Raw genomic sequence first — 14,276 nt, 5'->3', positions numbered from 1 at the left:
TCCGGGCTAGTGCGCGACCATGGATTCGCCGGAGGCGGCCATGATCTTTTCCTTGGTGACGTCAGAGCCGAACTCTGCCGAAATGCGGCCGCGGTGCATGACGATGATGCGATGCGCGATGCTCAGGCATTCGTTGACTTCCGACGTCGAGTAGATGACCGCGAGGCCCTGCTTGGCGCGCTCGGCGAGCAGCTTGAAGACTTCGGCCTTGGCGCCGATATCGATGCCGCGGCTCGGTTCGTCGAGCAGGATGACCTTCGGTTCCGTCGCCAGCATCTTGCCGATGACGACCTTCTGCTGGTTACCGCCTGAGAGCGAGCCGATTGCCGCTTCGCCGCCATCGGTCTTAACGTGGACGCGGCGGATCGACTCGGTGACGAGATCGCGTTCGCGGCGGCCGGATGTGAAAAGGCCCTTGGTGAAGGCGCCGATGCTGGCAAGCGACAGATTGGAGCCGACGGTCATCGTCTGCACCAGGCCGTCACGCTGTCGGTCTTCGGGAACGAGGACGAGGCCGCTTTCGATGCGCCCGGCAATGCTGAGAGCACCGACATCCTGTCCTTCGAGCAGAACCCGTCCGCCGCTGGAGCGTAGCCGGCCGGCGACGCATTCCAGAAGCTCGGTGCGCCCCGCCCCCATCAGTCCGTAGATGCAGACGACCTCGCCGGCCCGCACTTTCAGCGACATGCGGTCGACGGCGTTATAGGCGGCGCCCGAAGGACCGGGAACGGTCAGACCTTCGATCGACAGCGCCACTTCGCCGAACTGGTGTCCTTCAGGCGGGCTGCCGAGATCGAAGTTCTCGCCGACCATGTTGCGGACGATCCATTCGAGGTCGATATCCTTGCGCTCGGCATAGGCAGTCATCGTGCCGTCGCGCAGGACGACGGCGTGATTGGTGATCTGCAGCGCCTCTTCGAGGTGGTGCGAGATATAGACGATCGAGACGCCACGGCCTGTCAGGTCGTGGATGACCTTGAAGAGAACTTCGACTTCGGTGGCGCTCAGCGCCGAGGTCGGCTCGTCCATGATCAGGATGCGGGAATTGACCGAGAGAGCGCGGGCGATCTCGACGATCTGCTGTTGGCCGAGGCGAAGGTCCTCCACGCGCGTCAGCGGATCGATGTCCTCTTCGAGCTCTTCCATCAGCGCCCGGGTCTGGCGCTCTTCCTCGGCGAAATCGACGACACCGCCCTTGATGATCTCGCGGCCCATGAAGATATTGTCGCGAACGCTGAGATTGGGGGCGAGACTCAGTTCCTGGTGGATGATCGAGATGCCGCATTCGCGGGCATGGGTCGAGGACGCGAAGCTGATCGGCGAACCGTCGAGAACGATCTCGCCGGAGGTCGGCTGTACCACGCCCGAGAGGATCTTCATCAGCGTCGACTTGCCGGCGCCGTTCTCACCGAACAGCGTCGTCACCTGGCCGCGATGGATATCGAAGTTCACGCCCTTGAGCGCGTGAACATTGCCATAGGACTTGGCGATGTTTCGGGCGGCGAGCACGACCTCGCCCTGGGTTCCGGGATTGCGCAGCGGCTGGCTCATTTGACCTCGACCTTCACCGGCGTGATCAGCCAGTTCTTCGGGTTGATGAGCTTGAAGACGCCGACGACGGTCGCGGTTTTACCGTCCAGCTGATCCGGATCGAGACCGGAAAGCACGGTCTTCTTCATCTCGTTGTTGATGGCCGATCCGGCATCCTGATACTGGATCTGGTTGGTGAACTGGCCGAATTCGATCTCGCCGGTGGCATCGCGGAGGTCCGTGCCGTTGACCGCGGGACCGGTCTGGACACGGACCACCGTCTCGGGAGGCAATCCGTCGATCTTCATTTCATTGGTGTTCGACTTGCGGGCACCGAAGGTGCCGCTCAGCGTCACCGGAATGACCGGACCTGTGCTCGTCGCCGTGCCGTATTTCTCGCTCGCGGCCTTCTTGTCCGCGGCGATCGCGGTTGCCAGTTCGGCGGCTGCGACGGCGCGCTGCTCGACATTGGCCTGAATCTTCGGGAACTGCTCGGCGCCGAAGGTCTCAGGCGAAAAGGCCTGCTGCCGGACATCGTTTGCCGACCCGATCTTCACGACCGTGGTGTCGAGTGCCATGGCACCGATGACGACGACAGCGAATGCGGCGCTGACGATGAGCTTCAGATTGCCGCTGCCGGGCTTGGGGGCTGCATAATCGGGCTGTGTACTCATGTCGTGACGGCCTTTGTCCAGGAGATGGTGAAGCGGAGGGGCTGGGTGCGATTACGATCGGAGCCGTGCCGTGGCAGGACGGCTGGCCGGCTGAAGAACCGGCGGGCAGTCCGCGACGACGCAGGGCGCGATGAAAATCAGCATTGGAAGCCTCCTCAACAGAGAGCCGGCGCCTGTCTCCTCCAACCGCCGGAACCTGCAATCTCCATCCGGAAGTGAGCTTCCGTGATAGAACTGTGTTATTTATGCCGGAAACAATGTTATGAATTTTAACAGATGTCAACGGCCCTTTTATCAGTACATGCTTGCCTAATCAGACTCTCACATGGTTTTTATCGCGCTGCATCGCAGCAAACTGATGTGGCAGGCGCACAAAAAGCCCAAAGTCGTGACGGTCAGTAAGTATCTGTATATAAATGAAAAATAAGAATTTCCATCAGCTGTATGCTGGCTGATCGTGCGCTCATCGAGACTTGGCCGGAGCCGACGCTCTAAATTCCTATGCCATCCATTTTATCTGAAAAATTTTTCATGACCAGAAAAATCTTGCTGGCAATGTGATATCTTTATGTTATGTTTTGCGATGAGGCCTATGGGAGGTTTCGGCAAATATTCGATCCGGCATTTGCAGAGGCCGCGGCTTGCCGCTGGCGGCATGCGGATCAAATGATGCGGCTGGGGGATTGTTCCCTCGTGAAAGGCCGATCGGGAGGACTTGAGATGAATTGGACGCGCGTATTGCCCGTCGCGGCGTTCGCAGCATTGGCGAGATAGTCTGCAATGACATCGACCCAGAACATCATCATCGGGATCGACGCCGGAACATCCGTCATCAAGGCGGTGGCGTTCGATCTCGCAGGCCAGCAGATCGCAACCGCTTCCGTGCGCAACAAATACGCGACCGGCGACGATGGTTCGGCGACGCAATCCCTCGCCCAGACCTGGACGGACTGCGCCAGCGCATTGCGCGGCCTCGGCGAAAAGGTCGCCGATCTTGCCGCGCGCACTGCCGCGATCGCAGTAACCGGACAGGGCGACGGCACGTGGCTCGTCGGCCGCGGCAATGCGCCCGTCACAGACGCGTGGCTGTGGCTCGATGCCCGTGCCGCCTCGACGGTCACCAGACTGGCGGGAGGGACAAGCAACCGCGCCCGCTTCGAGGCGACCGGCACCGGTCTCAATACCTGCCAGCAGGGCGCGCAGCTCGCCCATATGGACAAGGTCGCGCCTGACTTGCTCGACCGAGCCGAGACCGCCCTGCATTGCAAGGACTGGCTCTATCTCAATCTCACCGGCATCCGCGCGACCGATCCCTCCGAGGCAAGCTTCACCTTCGGCAATTTCCGCACGCGCCAATACGACAGCGTCGTCATCGACGCGCTCGGCCTTGAGCGGCGCCGCAATCTTCTGCCCGAGATCATCGACGGTACCGAAGTGAGCCATCCCCTGACGGCGGAAGCCGCCAAGGCCTGCGGTCTGCTTGCGGGAACGCCCGTCTGCCTCGGCTATGTCGACATGGTGATGACGGCGCTCGGCGCCGGCGTGCGCAGCAGCGGCCGAAATGCCGCCTGCTCAACGATCGGCTCCACCGGCGTCCACATGCGCGCCAAGGCGGTCGCCGACGTTCATCTCAACAGCGAAGGCACCGGCTATGTCATCGCCCTGCCGATTCCCGGCATCGTCACGCAGGTCCAGACCAACATGGGATCGACGATCAACATCGACTGGATCCTGGAAATTGCCTCCTACCTGATGGCGGACGCCGGGAAGACCGTTTCGCATGCCGATCTGATCGCCCGGATCGACGGCTGGTTTGCCGAGAGCAAGCCGGGATCGGTGCTCTATCACCCCTATATTTCGGAGGCCGGCGAGCGCGGGCCTTTCGTCAACGCCAATGCCCGGGCCGGCTTCACAGGCCTCTCCACCCGTCACGGCTTTCCGGATCTCGTCCGCTCCGTCGTCGAGGGCCTCGGCCTTGCGACCCGCGATTGCTACGCGGCGATGGGGGCGATGCCTGAAGAGTTGCGCATCACCGGCGGGGCGACTCGCTCGCTCGGTCTGCGCCGCTCGCTGTCATCAGCCGTCAACGCGCCGATCCGTCAGTCCCGGCGCGAAGAGACCGGCGCTGCCGGTGTGGCGATGATGGCTGCGGTCGCCGTCGGCGTCTATGCCACGATGGACGACTGCATTGCCGACTGGGTGACGCCGCTGCTCGGCGAGCCCGAAGTGCCCGACACCGCCGAAGCCGCGCGCTTCGATCGCCTTTTCTCCGCCTACACGGACGTGCGCCAGGCCATGGCGCCCGCCTGGGACAAGCTCGCCACTGCTGCGACGCCAGGCGCGTAACTCAAGTTCTGATGCAGAAGCATCGAAGGAGCATGACATGACCGAACCGGAAACCCTCGACCTCTTCGTCATCGGCGGCGGCATCAATGGCGCGGGTATCGCCCGCGATGCGGCCGGCCGCGGACTGAAGGTGGCGCTCTGCGAAAAGGACGACCTGGCGCAGGGCACGTCGTCGCGTTCCGGCAAGCTCGTGCATGGCGGCCTTCGCTATCTCGAATATTACGAGTTCCGCCTGGTGCGTGAAGCGCTGATCGAGCGCGAAGTGCTCTTGAACGCCGCTCCCCACATCATCTGGCCGATGCGTTTCGTCCTGCCCCACAGCCCGCAGGATCGCCCCGCCTGGCTCGTGCGGCTCGGCCTCTTTCTCTACGACCACCTCGGTGGCCGCAAGAAGCTGCCGGGCACGCGCACCCTCAATCTGCTGCGCGACCCCGAAGGCACGCCGATCCTCGACCAATATACCCGCGGTTTCGAATATTCCGATTGCTGGGTGGATGACGCCCGCCTCGTCGTGCTCAACGCCGTCAGCGCCGCCGAAAAGGGCGCGCTCGTGCTGACCCGCTCGCCCGCCGTCTCGGCCCGGCGAGAAAACGGCGCCTGGACCATCACCACGAAGAACAGCACCAGCGGCGAGACGCGCACCTTCCGCGCCAAATGTCTCGTCAACTGCGCCGGCCCCTGGGTTAGCGACATCATCAACCGTGTCGCCGGCTCCAACTCCTCGCGCAACGTCCGCCTCGTCAAGGGCAGCCACATCATCGTTCCGAAATTCTGGGCGGGCTCGAATGCCTATCTCGTGCAGAACCACGACAAGCGCGTCATCTTCATCAACCCCTACGAGGGCGACAAGGCGCTGATCGGCACGACCGATATCGCCTATGAGGGCCGCGCCGAGGACGTCTCCGCCGACGAAGCCGAGATCGATTACCTGCTGAAGGCCGTGAACCGCTACTTCAAGGAGAAGCTCCGCCGCCAGGATGTATTGCACAGCTTCTCCGGCGTGCGCCCGCTTTTCGACGACGGCAAGGGCAACCCGTCCGCCGTCACCCGCGATTACGTCTTCGATCTCGACGAGACGGGCGGCGCACCGCTGCTCAATGTCTTCGGCGGCAAGATCACCACCTTCCGCGAGCTGGCCGAGCGCGGCCTGCATCGCCTCAAGCACATTTTCCCGGCGATGGGCGGCGACTGGACGCAGTCGGCGCCGCTCCCAGGCGGGGAAATCCCCAATGCCGACTACGAAACCTTCGCCAACAGCCTGCGCGATGCCTATCCCTGGATGCCGCGCAAGCTCGTCCATCACTACGGCCGCCTGTACGGCGCCCGTACGAAGAATGTCGTCGCAGGCGCCACCGGTCTCGAAGGCCTGGGCCGCCATTTCGGCGGGCAGTTCTACGAGGCGGAAGCCCGTTATCTCGTGGCGACGGAATGGGCGGAGACGGCCGAGGACATCCTCTATCGCCGCACCAAGCACTACCTGCACATGAGCGAAGCCGAACGCGCCGCCTTTGCCGACTGGTTCGCTTCCTCCCGCCTCGCTGCCGCCTGAGGGAGAAACCGATGCCGCTGACGCTTTCGCTGAACACCAATCCGCTGGTCAACCGCTTTGCCGATCCCGACGACCTGATCGATACGGTGGCGCGCGACCTGAAGATCCGCGACCTGCAGCTGACCCATGAGTTCATCAATCCGAGCTGGCAAGCGCCCGTGATCCGCCGCCTCACCCGCAGCATGAATTCGGCGCTGCGGCGCACGGGCGTTCGCGTTACCTCCGGCATGACCGGCCCCTACGGCCGCCTCAACCATTTCGGCCATCCGGACGCCGATGTGCGCCGCTACTATATCGACTGGTTCAAGACCTTCGCCGATATTACCGCCGATCTCGGCGGCGATTCCGTCGGCACGCAGTTCGCGATCTTCACCTACCGGGACTTCGACGATCCGGCGAAGCGCGAGGAACTGATCAAGATCGCAATCGATTGCTGGGCCGAAGTGGCGGAGCATGGCCGCGCCGCTGGTCTTTCCTATGTGTTCTGGGAGCCGATGAGCATCGGCCGCGAATTCGGCGAGACGATTGCCGCCTGCCTGTCGCTGCAGGAGCGGCTGACGGCCGCCAATATGGCGATCCCGATGTGGATGATGGCCGATATCGACCACGGCGACGTCACCTCCGCCAACCCTGACGATTTTGACCCCTTTGCCTGGGCGCGCGCCGTTCCCCCGGTATCGCCGATCATCCACATCAAGCAGAGCTTGATGGACAAGGGCGGCCACCGGCCGTTCACCGCCGAATTCAACGCCAAGGGCCGAATCCAGCCGGCGCCGCTTCTCAAGGCGTTGGCCGAAGGCGGGGCTGTCAATAACGAGATCTGCCTCGAGCTTTCCTTCAAGGAGCGCGAGCCGAACGACCGCGAGGTGATCCCGCAGATCGCCGAGAGCGTCGCCTTCTGGGCGCCCTATATCGACACCGGCATCGACGACTTGAACATCTGAGGCGGAGATCCTTAAAAGGCTGCAGATATCGCAACGGAATCGTTGCAGGACTTATTTTGAAAGGGAGCGGCGATGACGGACGCCGATGATACGCTTGCGGTACGCGCTGCCTGGCTTCACTACGCCGGAGGCCTGACGCAATCCGATGTCGCCCGCCGTCTCGGCGTGCCCTCGGTCAAGGCGCACCGGCTGATTGCCCGCGCCGTCGCCGATGGCGTCGTCAAAGTGACGATCGACGGCGATATCGTCGAATGCGTCGAGCTCGAGTCCCGCCTTTCCGAGCGCTACGGCCTGCAATATTGCGAGGTCGCCCCCGATCTCGGCGAGGAAGGCCTGCCGCTTCGCGCCCTCGGCCATGCCGGCGCCGGCTACCTGAAGCGTGAGATCGAGCGCGGCGACAACAAGGTCATCGGCCTTGGCCATGGCCGGACGCTGTCAGCCGCCGTCCAGTACATGCCGCGCGTCGGCGCCAAGAACCTGCGCTTCGTCTCGCTGCTCGGCGGCCTGACGCGCAACTATGGCGCCAACCCCTATGACGTGATGCATCGCATCGCCGAAAAGACGGGAACGCAGGCCTATGTGATGCCCGTCCCGTTCTTCGCCAACACAGGCGACGACCGCGAGGTGCTGAAAGCGCAGCGCGCCGTCAAGGAGGTCTTCGACCTCGCCAACAATGCCGACCTGAAGCTCGTTGGCCTCGGCACTGTCGATGCCGATGCACAGCTGGTGCTCTCGGGTATGGTCGAACCGAGCGAGATCGACGATATCGCGACTGCCGGCGGCGTCGGCGAAATCCTCGGGCATTTCTTCAATGCAGATGGCGACATGCTGGATACGGCGCTGACGGCGCGGACACTCTCGGCCTCCTTCCCGAAAACGAAGAATGAGCGGCTCGTGGCGCTTGCCGGCGGGCAGTCGAAGGTTCCGGCCATCCGCGCCATTCTGAAAAGCCACCGCCTCTACGGCCTGATCACCGATGAACGCACGGCGCAGACACTGTTGAAATGATGTGATCGGCAACAAGAGTTGATCGCAAAATAACACGAATAATGTTGATTATCACGATTTATCCGTTATCTTAACATCAGGAGATGGGTGGAGACCGGAATGAAGCGCGAGGAACGGCAGCAGCTGATTGTCAATCTGCTCGTCGAGAACAAGACCGTCGATCTCGACGATCTTGCCGATCGCTTCACCGTGTCGAAGATGACCGTCCACCGCGATCTCGACGATCTCGAGCAGGCGGGCGTGCTTCGAAAGGTGCGAGGCGGCGCGACGATCGATGCCGGAACGCAGTTCGAAAGCGATTTCCGCATCCGCGAGCGCCAGGGTCACGAGGCCAAGGTTGCGATGGCCAGGAGCGCGCTGGAGCTCGTCGAGCCCGGCATGACCGTGATGGTCAATGACGGATCGATGGCTGCGGTGCTCGGCGAAATGCTGCTGCAGAAGCGGCCTTTGACCGTGATCACCAACAATGCGGCGATCATGGAGCGCCTGAAGACAGAAACAGGCATCGCGCTGATCGCGCTCGGCGGCATCTATTCGGCGAAGTTCAACGCCTATCTCGGCGTCGTCACCGAAGAGGCGCTGTCGAAGCTCAGCGCGGATATCGCCTTCATCTCGACGCCCGCCGTCAGCGGCAGGCGCGCCTATCACATGGACGACAACGTGGTCCGCACCAAGCGGGCGATGATGACGTCCTCGGCAAGATCCTGCCTGCTGGTCAACCACCAGCGCATCGGCCACACGGCGCTGCATGTCATGGCCGATCTGGCCGATTTCGACGCCGTGATCACCGACAGCGCGCCGGACACTGCTGTCATCGACGAATTCGCACAGGCGGGCATCACGCTCACCATTGCATCGGAACAGGACCCGACATGACCGACAAGCCGCGTTTCTGGATTGGCACCAGCTGGAAGATGAACAAGACGCTCGCCGAGGCGCAGCAGTTTGCCCGCGGCCTGGAAGCTGCCGATGCCGCCCGCGATCCGCGCATTCAGCGCTTCGTCATTCCGCCCTTCACCGCCGTTCGCGAGGTCAAGGCGATGCTTGCCAAGACCTCCGTCAAGGTCGGCGCCCAGAACATGCATTGGGCCGATCAGGGTGCATGGACCGGCGAGGTCTCGCCGGTGATGCTGAAGGATTGCAACCTCGATATCGTCGAACTCGGCCATTCCGAGCGCCGCGAGCATTTCGGCGAGACCGACGAAACCGTCGGTCTGAAGACCGAAGCCGCCGTCCGCCACGGCCTGATCCCGCTGATCTGCATCGGCGAGACGCTGGCCGACCGCGAAAGCGGCAAGGCCGCCGACATTCTCGCCACCCAGGTGCGCGGCGCGCTTTCGAAGCTCTCGGGCGACCAGAAATCCGCCGAAATCCTGCTCGCCTACGAGCCCGTCTGGGCGATCGGCGAAAAGGGCATCCCGGCATCAGCCGACTATGCCGACGCCCGTCAGGCCGAGATCATCGCGGTCGCCGAAGAGGCCCTCGGCCGCAAGATCCCCTGCCTCTATGGCGGATCGGTTAATCCTGGAAACTGCGAAGAACTGATTTCGAGCCCGCATATCGACGGGCTCTTCATCGGCCGTTCGGCCTGGAATGTCGAAGGCTACCTCGACATTCTCGCAAAATGCGCCGCCAAACTCTAAGGAGAACGACAATGAAGCTTGCCATTGCAGGAGACAGCGCCGGCGAGGGTCTCGCCAAGGTTCTGGCCGATCATCTGAAGGACCGTTTCGAGGTGCACGAAGTATCGCGCACCAACGGCGGCGCCGATCCCTTCTACGCCAATCTCTCCGACCGCGTTGCATCGGGCGTGCTCGACGGCACCTACGACAAGGCGATTCTCGTCTGCGGCACCGGCATCGGCGTCTGCATCTCGGCCAACAAGGTGCCGGGCATCCGCGCCGCGCTGACCCACGACACCTATTCCGCCGAACGCGCCGCGCTTTCCAACAACGCCCAGATCATCACCATGGGCGCCCGCGTTATCGGTACGGAACTGGCGAAGTCGATCGCCGATGCGTTTCTGGCGCAGACGTTCGATGAGAACGGCCGGTCTGCCGGGAATGTGAAGGCGATGGACGAGCTGGACGCAAAGTATAACGCTCGGTGAGTTTTTGGGTGGGCGGGCAGGCTAAGGTTCTTGGCCTGATCCGATGGAACTGTTGTACCCGTAGCCCCCTCACCCTGCCCACCCGGCGTGGCGCGAGCCGCCCCCTCGTCTTCCCTTCTCCCCAGCGGGGAGAGGTGCCCGAAGAGCGGATGAGGGGGCTCCGGGCGCAGTTCTTTCTTCATCCCTGTGGCAAGCACAGTAAGTGAGGAGATGTGGGCTTGGTGCATAAAGCGGCCGGAACGCCGTGTAGTGCATGGCGCCTTTACGGTCCCTACCCCAAACTCTCCGCCATCGTCGCAACAACCAGCGCCGCCGAAACCGCGCCCGGGTCGGCATGCCCAAGCACCCGCTCGCCCAGTCGCGAAGCACGGCCCTTGGTCGCCAGCATCGACTTCGTCGCCTCCGCTCCGGCAGTCGCCGCATCCGCTGCAGCCTTGAGGCAAACCGCCAGCGCCGCTCCCTTCGCAAACTCGGCTTCCGCCGCATCTGCCGCAGGCCGCCAGGCGTCGACCATGGTTTTCTCGCCCGGCACCGCCTTGCCGCGGTCCTCGATGCCCTTGGCCATCGCCGCGAAGGCCTTGACCATGTCCTCGTCGCCAGCCGCCGTCTTGCCCTTCAGCACGGCTCCCGCGCGCATGAAGGCGGTCGCGTAGAGTGGGCCGGAGGAGGCGCCGACGGCGTTGAGGAAGGATTTGGCGGCGAGGTTGAAGATGGCGCCGAGATCGGCTTCGGCCTCGTTGGCGGCGAGGGCCGTCTCCACGGTGGAGAAGCCGAGTTCCATGGTGATGCCGTGGTCGGCATCGCCGATGACGCCGTCGAGTTCGCTGAGGCGGTCGCGGTTTTCGGCAATGGTCGCGGCGATCGCCGAGAACATGGCGCGCAGGTCCTGTGCGGTGATTTCAGCCATCAGCGGCCGCTCCGGAACATGGCGCAATCGCAGGGATGGTCGAGAAGGGTCTGCAGCTCGTCGTCGAGATGCATCAGCGTCACCGAGGCACCCATCATGTCGAGCGAGCTGCAATAGTTGCCGACAAGCGTCGAGTGGATCACCAGACCTTCGCCATCCAGCCGCTCCTTGACGCGCGCCATCATGATGTAAAGCTCCATCAGCGGCGTTGCGCCGAGACCGTTGACCAGCACGGCAACGCGATCGCCACGCGCGGCATTCATTTCCGGCAGGATCTTGTCGAGCAGCTGGTCGGTGATCTCGTTGGCGCTTTTCAGCGGACCGCGCTCGACGCCGGGTTCGCCATGGATGCCCATGCCGATTTCCATCTCGTTTTCGCCGAGTTCGAAATTCGGCTTACGCGTCTGCGGCAGGGAGCAAGGGCCGAGCGCCACGCCCATGGTGAAAGTGCGGTCGTTCGCCTTGCGGGCCGCAGCCTCGCAGGCATCGATATCCATCATCCGGTCGGCGGCAGCGCCGGCGATCTTGAAGACGAAGACATTGCCGGCAACGCCACGGCGATCGGCTCTCCGGTCGCGCGGAGCAGAGGCAACGTCGTCGGTCGTCAGGATGGTGCGGACTTCGATGTCTTCCATCGCCGCCATTTCGGCCGCCATGTCGAAATTCATCACGTCGCCGGCATAGTTGCCGTACATGAAGAGCACACCGGCGCCGCCATTGACGGCCTTGGCGCATTCGAGGACCGGATCCGGCGGCGGCGAGGCAAATACATTGCCGATCGCCGCACCATCGGCGAGACCGCGGCCGACAAAGCCGACGAAGCTCGGCTCGTGGCCCGAGCCGCCGCCGATCACCAGGCCGACCTTGCCCTGGCGCGGGCCATCGACGGCGACGACCGAACGGGCCGTGCCTTCGACGCGCTTCAGGTGATTGGGATGGGCGGCGAGAATGCCCGCCAGCATTTCGTCAACGGCATCGGCGCCGTTGTTGATGATCTTCTTGACCGTCATCGATCCTCCTTCGATGCATGCCGCCGCCCCTCTTCCCAGGCGGACGGCCTGCCTATTTCGTGTAGAGCGCCCGTGAGCGTTCGAGATGTTTCAGCACCGCCGATTCTGCACCGTCGGCATCGTGGGCCGCAAGCCGTTCGACGATCTCTTCGTGCTCGACCAGCGTGAATTTCTCCTTGCCGGTCCAGATCAGCATTTCCGTGTGATATTCGCGCAGCCACGCAAGCATCGCCTCGCTGACGGCGGCGAAGATCGGGTTGCCCGATATCTGCGCGATGCGGGTGTGGAACTGCATGTCGGCGGAGATGAAATCCTCCGCATTTCCAAGCGATTCGCGCTGGCGCTCGATAATCCGCTTCAATTCGGCGATATCAGCCTCGGTCGCCCGCTGCGCCGCCTCTCGCGCCATGCCGCGCTCGAAGAAAATGCGGGCGCTCTTCAGGTTCTCGAGGCTGTCTGCCGATTGCGACAGCATGATCTTCGCCGTCAGATCGACCTGCTGGAAGATCGATTTCGCCGTCAGTTTCAGAACCTTGGCGCGCTCGCCGTGGGAAATGTTGACGAGGCCCATGCCCGCCAGCGACTGCATGGCCTCGCGGATCGCCGGACGGCCGACGCCGAAACGCTCCATCAGCACGCGCTCGGAGGGCATTTCGTCACCGGGCTTCAGTTCGCCCGAGGTGATCATGCGCTCGAGCCTGTCGAAAACCTCGTCGGAAAGCTTCCGGCGAACGATCTGCTCGATTGGTTGGGTCATGATGTCTCGCTGGCTCAAACTCCCCTCCCTTTAGCATTTTGCGCCGCCGCGACAAAGGCCGCGATGGGCTCATTTGCGCTCGGATCGAAACTTTCCGATTGCGCAAATTGGAATACTCATTATACCAGTTAATGAGTGGCGCCAAGATGCTGGTCTTGGCCGGAGGAGCATTACTGACGTGAGCATGATCACCCTGACCTACCGTATCGAAACCCCTGGCAGCATCGAGGCCATGGCGGAGAAGATCGCCAGCGACCAGTCGACGGGCACCTTCGTTCCGGTTCCCGGCGAGACCGAGGAGCTGAAGGCGCGGGTCGCGGCCCGGGTGCTGGCGATTCGCCCGCTTGAGGATGCGAAGGCGCCGGGCTGGCCCGAGGTTGCCGAAGGCCACGGGCCGCTCAAGCGCGCCGATGTCGATATCGCCTTCCCGCTCGATGCGATCGGCACCGATCTCTCGGCGCTGATGACGATCGCGATCGGCGGCGTCTATTCGATCAAGGGCATGACCGGCATCCGCATCGTCGATCTGAAGCTTCCCCCAGAATTCAAGGGCGCGCATCCCGGCCCGCAATTCGGCATTCCCGGCAGCCGCAGGCTGACCGGCGTCGAGGGCCGGCCGATCATCGGCACGATCGTCAAGCCGGCGCTCGGGCTGCGGCCGCATGAAACGGCGGAACTCGTCGGCGAACTGATCCAGTCGGGCGTCGATTTCATCAAGGACGACGAGAAGCTGATGAGCCCGGCCTATTCGCCGCTCAAGGATCGCGTCGAGGCGATCATGCCGCTGATCCTCGATCATGAGCAGAAGACCGGCAAGAAGGTCATGTATGCCTTCGGCATCTCGCATGCCGATCCAGACGAGATGATGCGCAACCACGACCTCGTGCTGAAGGCCGGCGGCAATTGCGCCGTCGTCAACATCAACTCGATCGGCTTTGGCGGCATGAGCTTCCTGCGCAAGCGCTCCGGCCTGGTGCTGCATGCGCATCGCAACGGCTGGGATATCCTGACCCGCAACCCGGCGACCGGCATGGATTTCAGGGTTTACCAGCAGTTCTGGCGCCTACTCGGCGTCGACCAGTTCCAGATCAACGGCATCCGCGTGAAATATTGGGAGCCGGACGAGAGCTTCGTCGCCTCCTTCAAAGCCGTCAGCACGCCACTTTTCGACGCCGCCGATTGCCCGCTTCCTGTCGCCGGTTCCGGCCAGTGGGGCGGCCAGGCACCGGAAACCTACCAGCGGACGGGCCGCACGACCGACCTTCTCTATCTCTGCGGCGGCGGCATCGTCAGCCACCCGGGCGGACCGGCAGCCGGCGTGCGCGCCGTGCAGCAGGCCTGGCAGGCGGCGGTCGCCGATATCCCGCTCGATGTCTACGCCAAGGACCATCCGGAACTCGCCGCATCGATTGCCAAATTCGCCGATGGCAAGGGCGCGTGA

At 63.2% G+C, this 14,276-nt stretch carries 13 protein-coding genes; 8 read left to right on the top strand and 5 right to left on the bottom strand.

Annotated elements, in window-relative coordinates:
- Positions 1–6: 6 nt before the first annotated feature.
- Complete coding sequence (locus tag ACEN84_RS28215; protein WP_112710993.1) at positions 7–1,551, bottom strand: sugar ABC transporter ATP-binding protein; 1,545 nt, start codon at positions 1,549–1,551, stop codon at positions 7–9.
- Positions 1,548–2,204, bottom strand: a complete 657-nt coding sequence (locus tag ACEN84_RS28210; protein WP_413711363.1) for a DUF2291 family protein — start codon at positions 2,202–2,204, stop codon at positions 1,548–1,550. The genes ACEN84_RS28215 and ACEN84_RS28210 overlap by 4 nt, the downstream gene beginning before the upstream one ends.
- A gap of 780 nt (positions 2,205–2,984) precedes the next feature.
- Between ACEN84_RS28210 and ACEN84_RS28205 the strand changes: the two genes are divergently transcribed.
- The 7 genes from ACEN84_RS28205 to ACEN84_RS28175 all read left to right on the top strand — a co-directional run bounded on the left by ACEN84_RS28205 (position 2,985) and on the right by ACEN84_RS28175 (position 10,161).
- Entirely contained in the window at positions 2,985–4,550 is a 1,566-nt protein-coding gene (locus tag ACEN84_RS28205) for an FGGY-family carbohydrate kinase (protein WP_413711362.1), read from the top strand.
- Between the two features lie 37 nt (positions 4,551–4,587).
- Entirely contained in the window at positions 4,588–6,099 is a 1,512-nt protein-coding gene (locus tag ACEN84_RS28200) for a glycerol-3-phosphate dehydrogenase (protein WP_413711361.1), read from the top strand.
- An 11-nt stretch (positions 6,100–6,110) separates the two neighbouring features.
- On the top strand, positions 6,111–7,043 hold the full coding sequence (locus ACEN84_RS28195) for a sugar phosphate isomerase/epimerase family protein (RefSeq protein ID WP_413711360.1): 933 nt from the start codon (positions 6,111–6,113) through the stop codon (positions 7,041–7,043).
- Positions 7,044–7,115: 72 nt separating this feature from the next.
- Positions 7,116–8,051: a sugar-binding transcriptional regulator gene (locus ACEN84_RS28190; RefSeq protein ID WP_199628107.1), complete on the top strand. Its 936-nt coding sequence runs from the start codon at positions 7,116–7,118 to the stop codon at positions 8,049–8,051.
- Positions 8,052–8,150: 99 nt separating this feature from the next.
- Positions 8,151–8,927 carry a DeoR/GlpR family DNA-binding transcription regulator gene (locus ACEN84_RS28185; protein WP_413711359.1) on the top strand — a complete coding sequence of 259 codons (777 nt, stop codon included), beginning with the start codon at positions 8,151–8,153 and terminating at the stop codon, positions 8,925–8,927.
- Positions 8,924–9,694 carry a triose-phosphate isomerase gene (locus tag ACEN84_RS28180; RefSeq protein WP_413711358.1) on the top strand — a complete coding sequence of 257 codons (771 nt, stop codon included), beginning with the start codon at positions 8,924–8,926 and terminating at the stop codon, positions 9,692–9,694. The genes ACEN84_RS28185 and ACEN84_RS28180 overlap by 4 nt, the downstream gene beginning before the upstream one ends.
- An 11-nt stretch (positions 9,695–9,705) precedes the next feature.
- Complete coding sequence (locus ACEN84_RS28175) at positions 9,706–10,161, top strand: RpiB/LacA/LacB family sugar-phosphate isomerase (RefSeq protein ID WP_130281270.1); 456 nt, start codon at positions 9,706–9,708, stop codon at positions 10,159–10,161.
- Positions 10,162–10,432: 271 nt separating this feature from the next.
- Here the strand turns inward: ACEN84_RS28175 and dhaL are convergent, their stop codons facing one another.
- From dhaL to ACEN84_RS28160, 3 genes are read right to left on the bottom strand one after another with little or no spacing between them, the layout of a single operon-like run.
- Positions 10,433–11,068 (bottom strand): dihydroxyacetone kinase subunit DhaL, encoded by a 636-nt coding sequence (gene dhaL, locus ACEN84_RS28170; protein WP_413711357.1) that lies wholly within the window; start codon positions 11,066–11,068, stop codon positions 10,433–10,435.
- Positions 11,068–12,078, bottom strand: coding sequence for a dihydroxyacetone kinase subunit DhaK (gene dhaK / locus ACEN84_RS28165; protein ID WP_413711356.1), 1,011 nt, complete (start codon positions 12,076–12,078; stop codon positions 11,068–11,070). Before dhaK ends, dhaL begins: the two co-directional genes overlap by 1 nt.
- A 52-nt stretch (positions 12,079–12,130) precedes the next feature.
- Positions 12,131–12,835 (bottom strand): transcriptional regulator NanR, encoded by a 705-nt coding sequence (locus ACEN84_RS28160; RefSeq protein WP_413711355.1) that lies wholly within the window; start codon positions 12,833–12,835, stop codon positions 12,131–12,133.
- A gap of 184 nt (positions 12,836–13,019) precedes the next feature.
- On the opposite strand from ACEN84_RS28160, the gene oiaX reads away from it, so the two are divergent.
- Positions 13,020–14,276, top strand: a complete 1,257-nt coding sequence (oiaX, locus tag ACEN84_RS28155; RefSeq protein WP_413712507.1) for a 3-oxo-isoapionate-4-phosphate decarboxylase OiaX — start codon at positions 13,020–13,022, stop codon at positions 14,274–14,276.

It is taken from the genome of Rhizobium sp. Rhizsp82, from assembly GCF_047325115.1.
In the GTDB taxonomy this organism is placed as follows: Bacteria; Pseudomonadota; Alphaproteobacteria; order Rhizobiales; family Rhizobiaceae; genus Rhizobium.
This window is presented reverse-complemented; position numbering and strand designations above follow the sequence as displayed.

Coding starts and splice junctions, on each gene's coding strand:
- ACEN84_RS28215 (WP_112710993.1), bottom strand. CDS start 1,551: ATGAGCCAGCCGCTGCGCAATCCCGGAACCCAGGGCGAGGTCGTGCTC.
- ACEN84_RS28210 (WP_413711363.1), bottom strand. CDS start 2,204: ATGAGTACACAGCCCGATTATGCAGCCCCCAAGCCCGGCAGCGGCAAT.
- ACEN84_RS28205 (WP_413711362.1), top strand. CDS start 2,985: ATGACATCGACCCAGAACATCATCATCGGGATCGACGCCGGAACATCC.
- ACEN84_RS28200 (WP_413711361.1), top strand. CDS start 4,588: ATGACCGAACCGGAAACCCTCGACCTCTTCGTCATCGGCGGCGGCATC.
- ACEN84_RS28195 (WP_413711360.1), top strand. CDS start 6,111: ATGCCGCTGACGCTTTCGCTGAACACCAATCCGCTGGTCAACCGCTTT.
- ACEN84_RS28190 (WP_199628107.1), top strand. CDS start 7,116: ATGACGGACGCCGATGATACGCTTGCGGTACGCGCTGCCTGGCTTCAC.
- ACEN84_RS28185 (WP_413711359.1), top strand. CDS start 8,151: ATGAAGCGCGAGGAACGGCAGCAGCTGATTGTCAATCTGCTCGTCGAG.
- ACEN84_RS28180 (WP_413711358.1), top strand. CDS start 8,924: ATGACCGACAAGCCGCGTTTCTGGATTGGCACCAGCTGGAAGATGAAC.
- ACEN84_RS28175 (WP_130281270.1), top strand. CDS start 9,706: ATGAAGCTTGCCATTGCAGGAGACAGCGCCGGCGAGGGTCTCGCCAAG.
- dhaL (WP_413711357.1), bottom strand. CDS start 11,068: ATGGCTGAAATCACCGCACAGGACCTGCGCGCCATGTTCTCGGCGATC.
- dhaK (WP_413711356.1), bottom strand. CDS start 12,078: ATGACGGTCAAGAAGATCATCAACAACGGCGCCGATGCCGTTGACGAA.
- ACEN84_RS28160 (WP_413711355.1), bottom strand. CDS start 12,835: ATGACCCAACCAATCGAGCAGATCGTTCGCCGGAAGCTTTCCGACGAG.
- oiaX (WP_413712507.1), top strand. CDS start 13,020: ATGATCACCCTGACCTACCGTATCGAAACCCCTGGCAGCATCGAGGCC.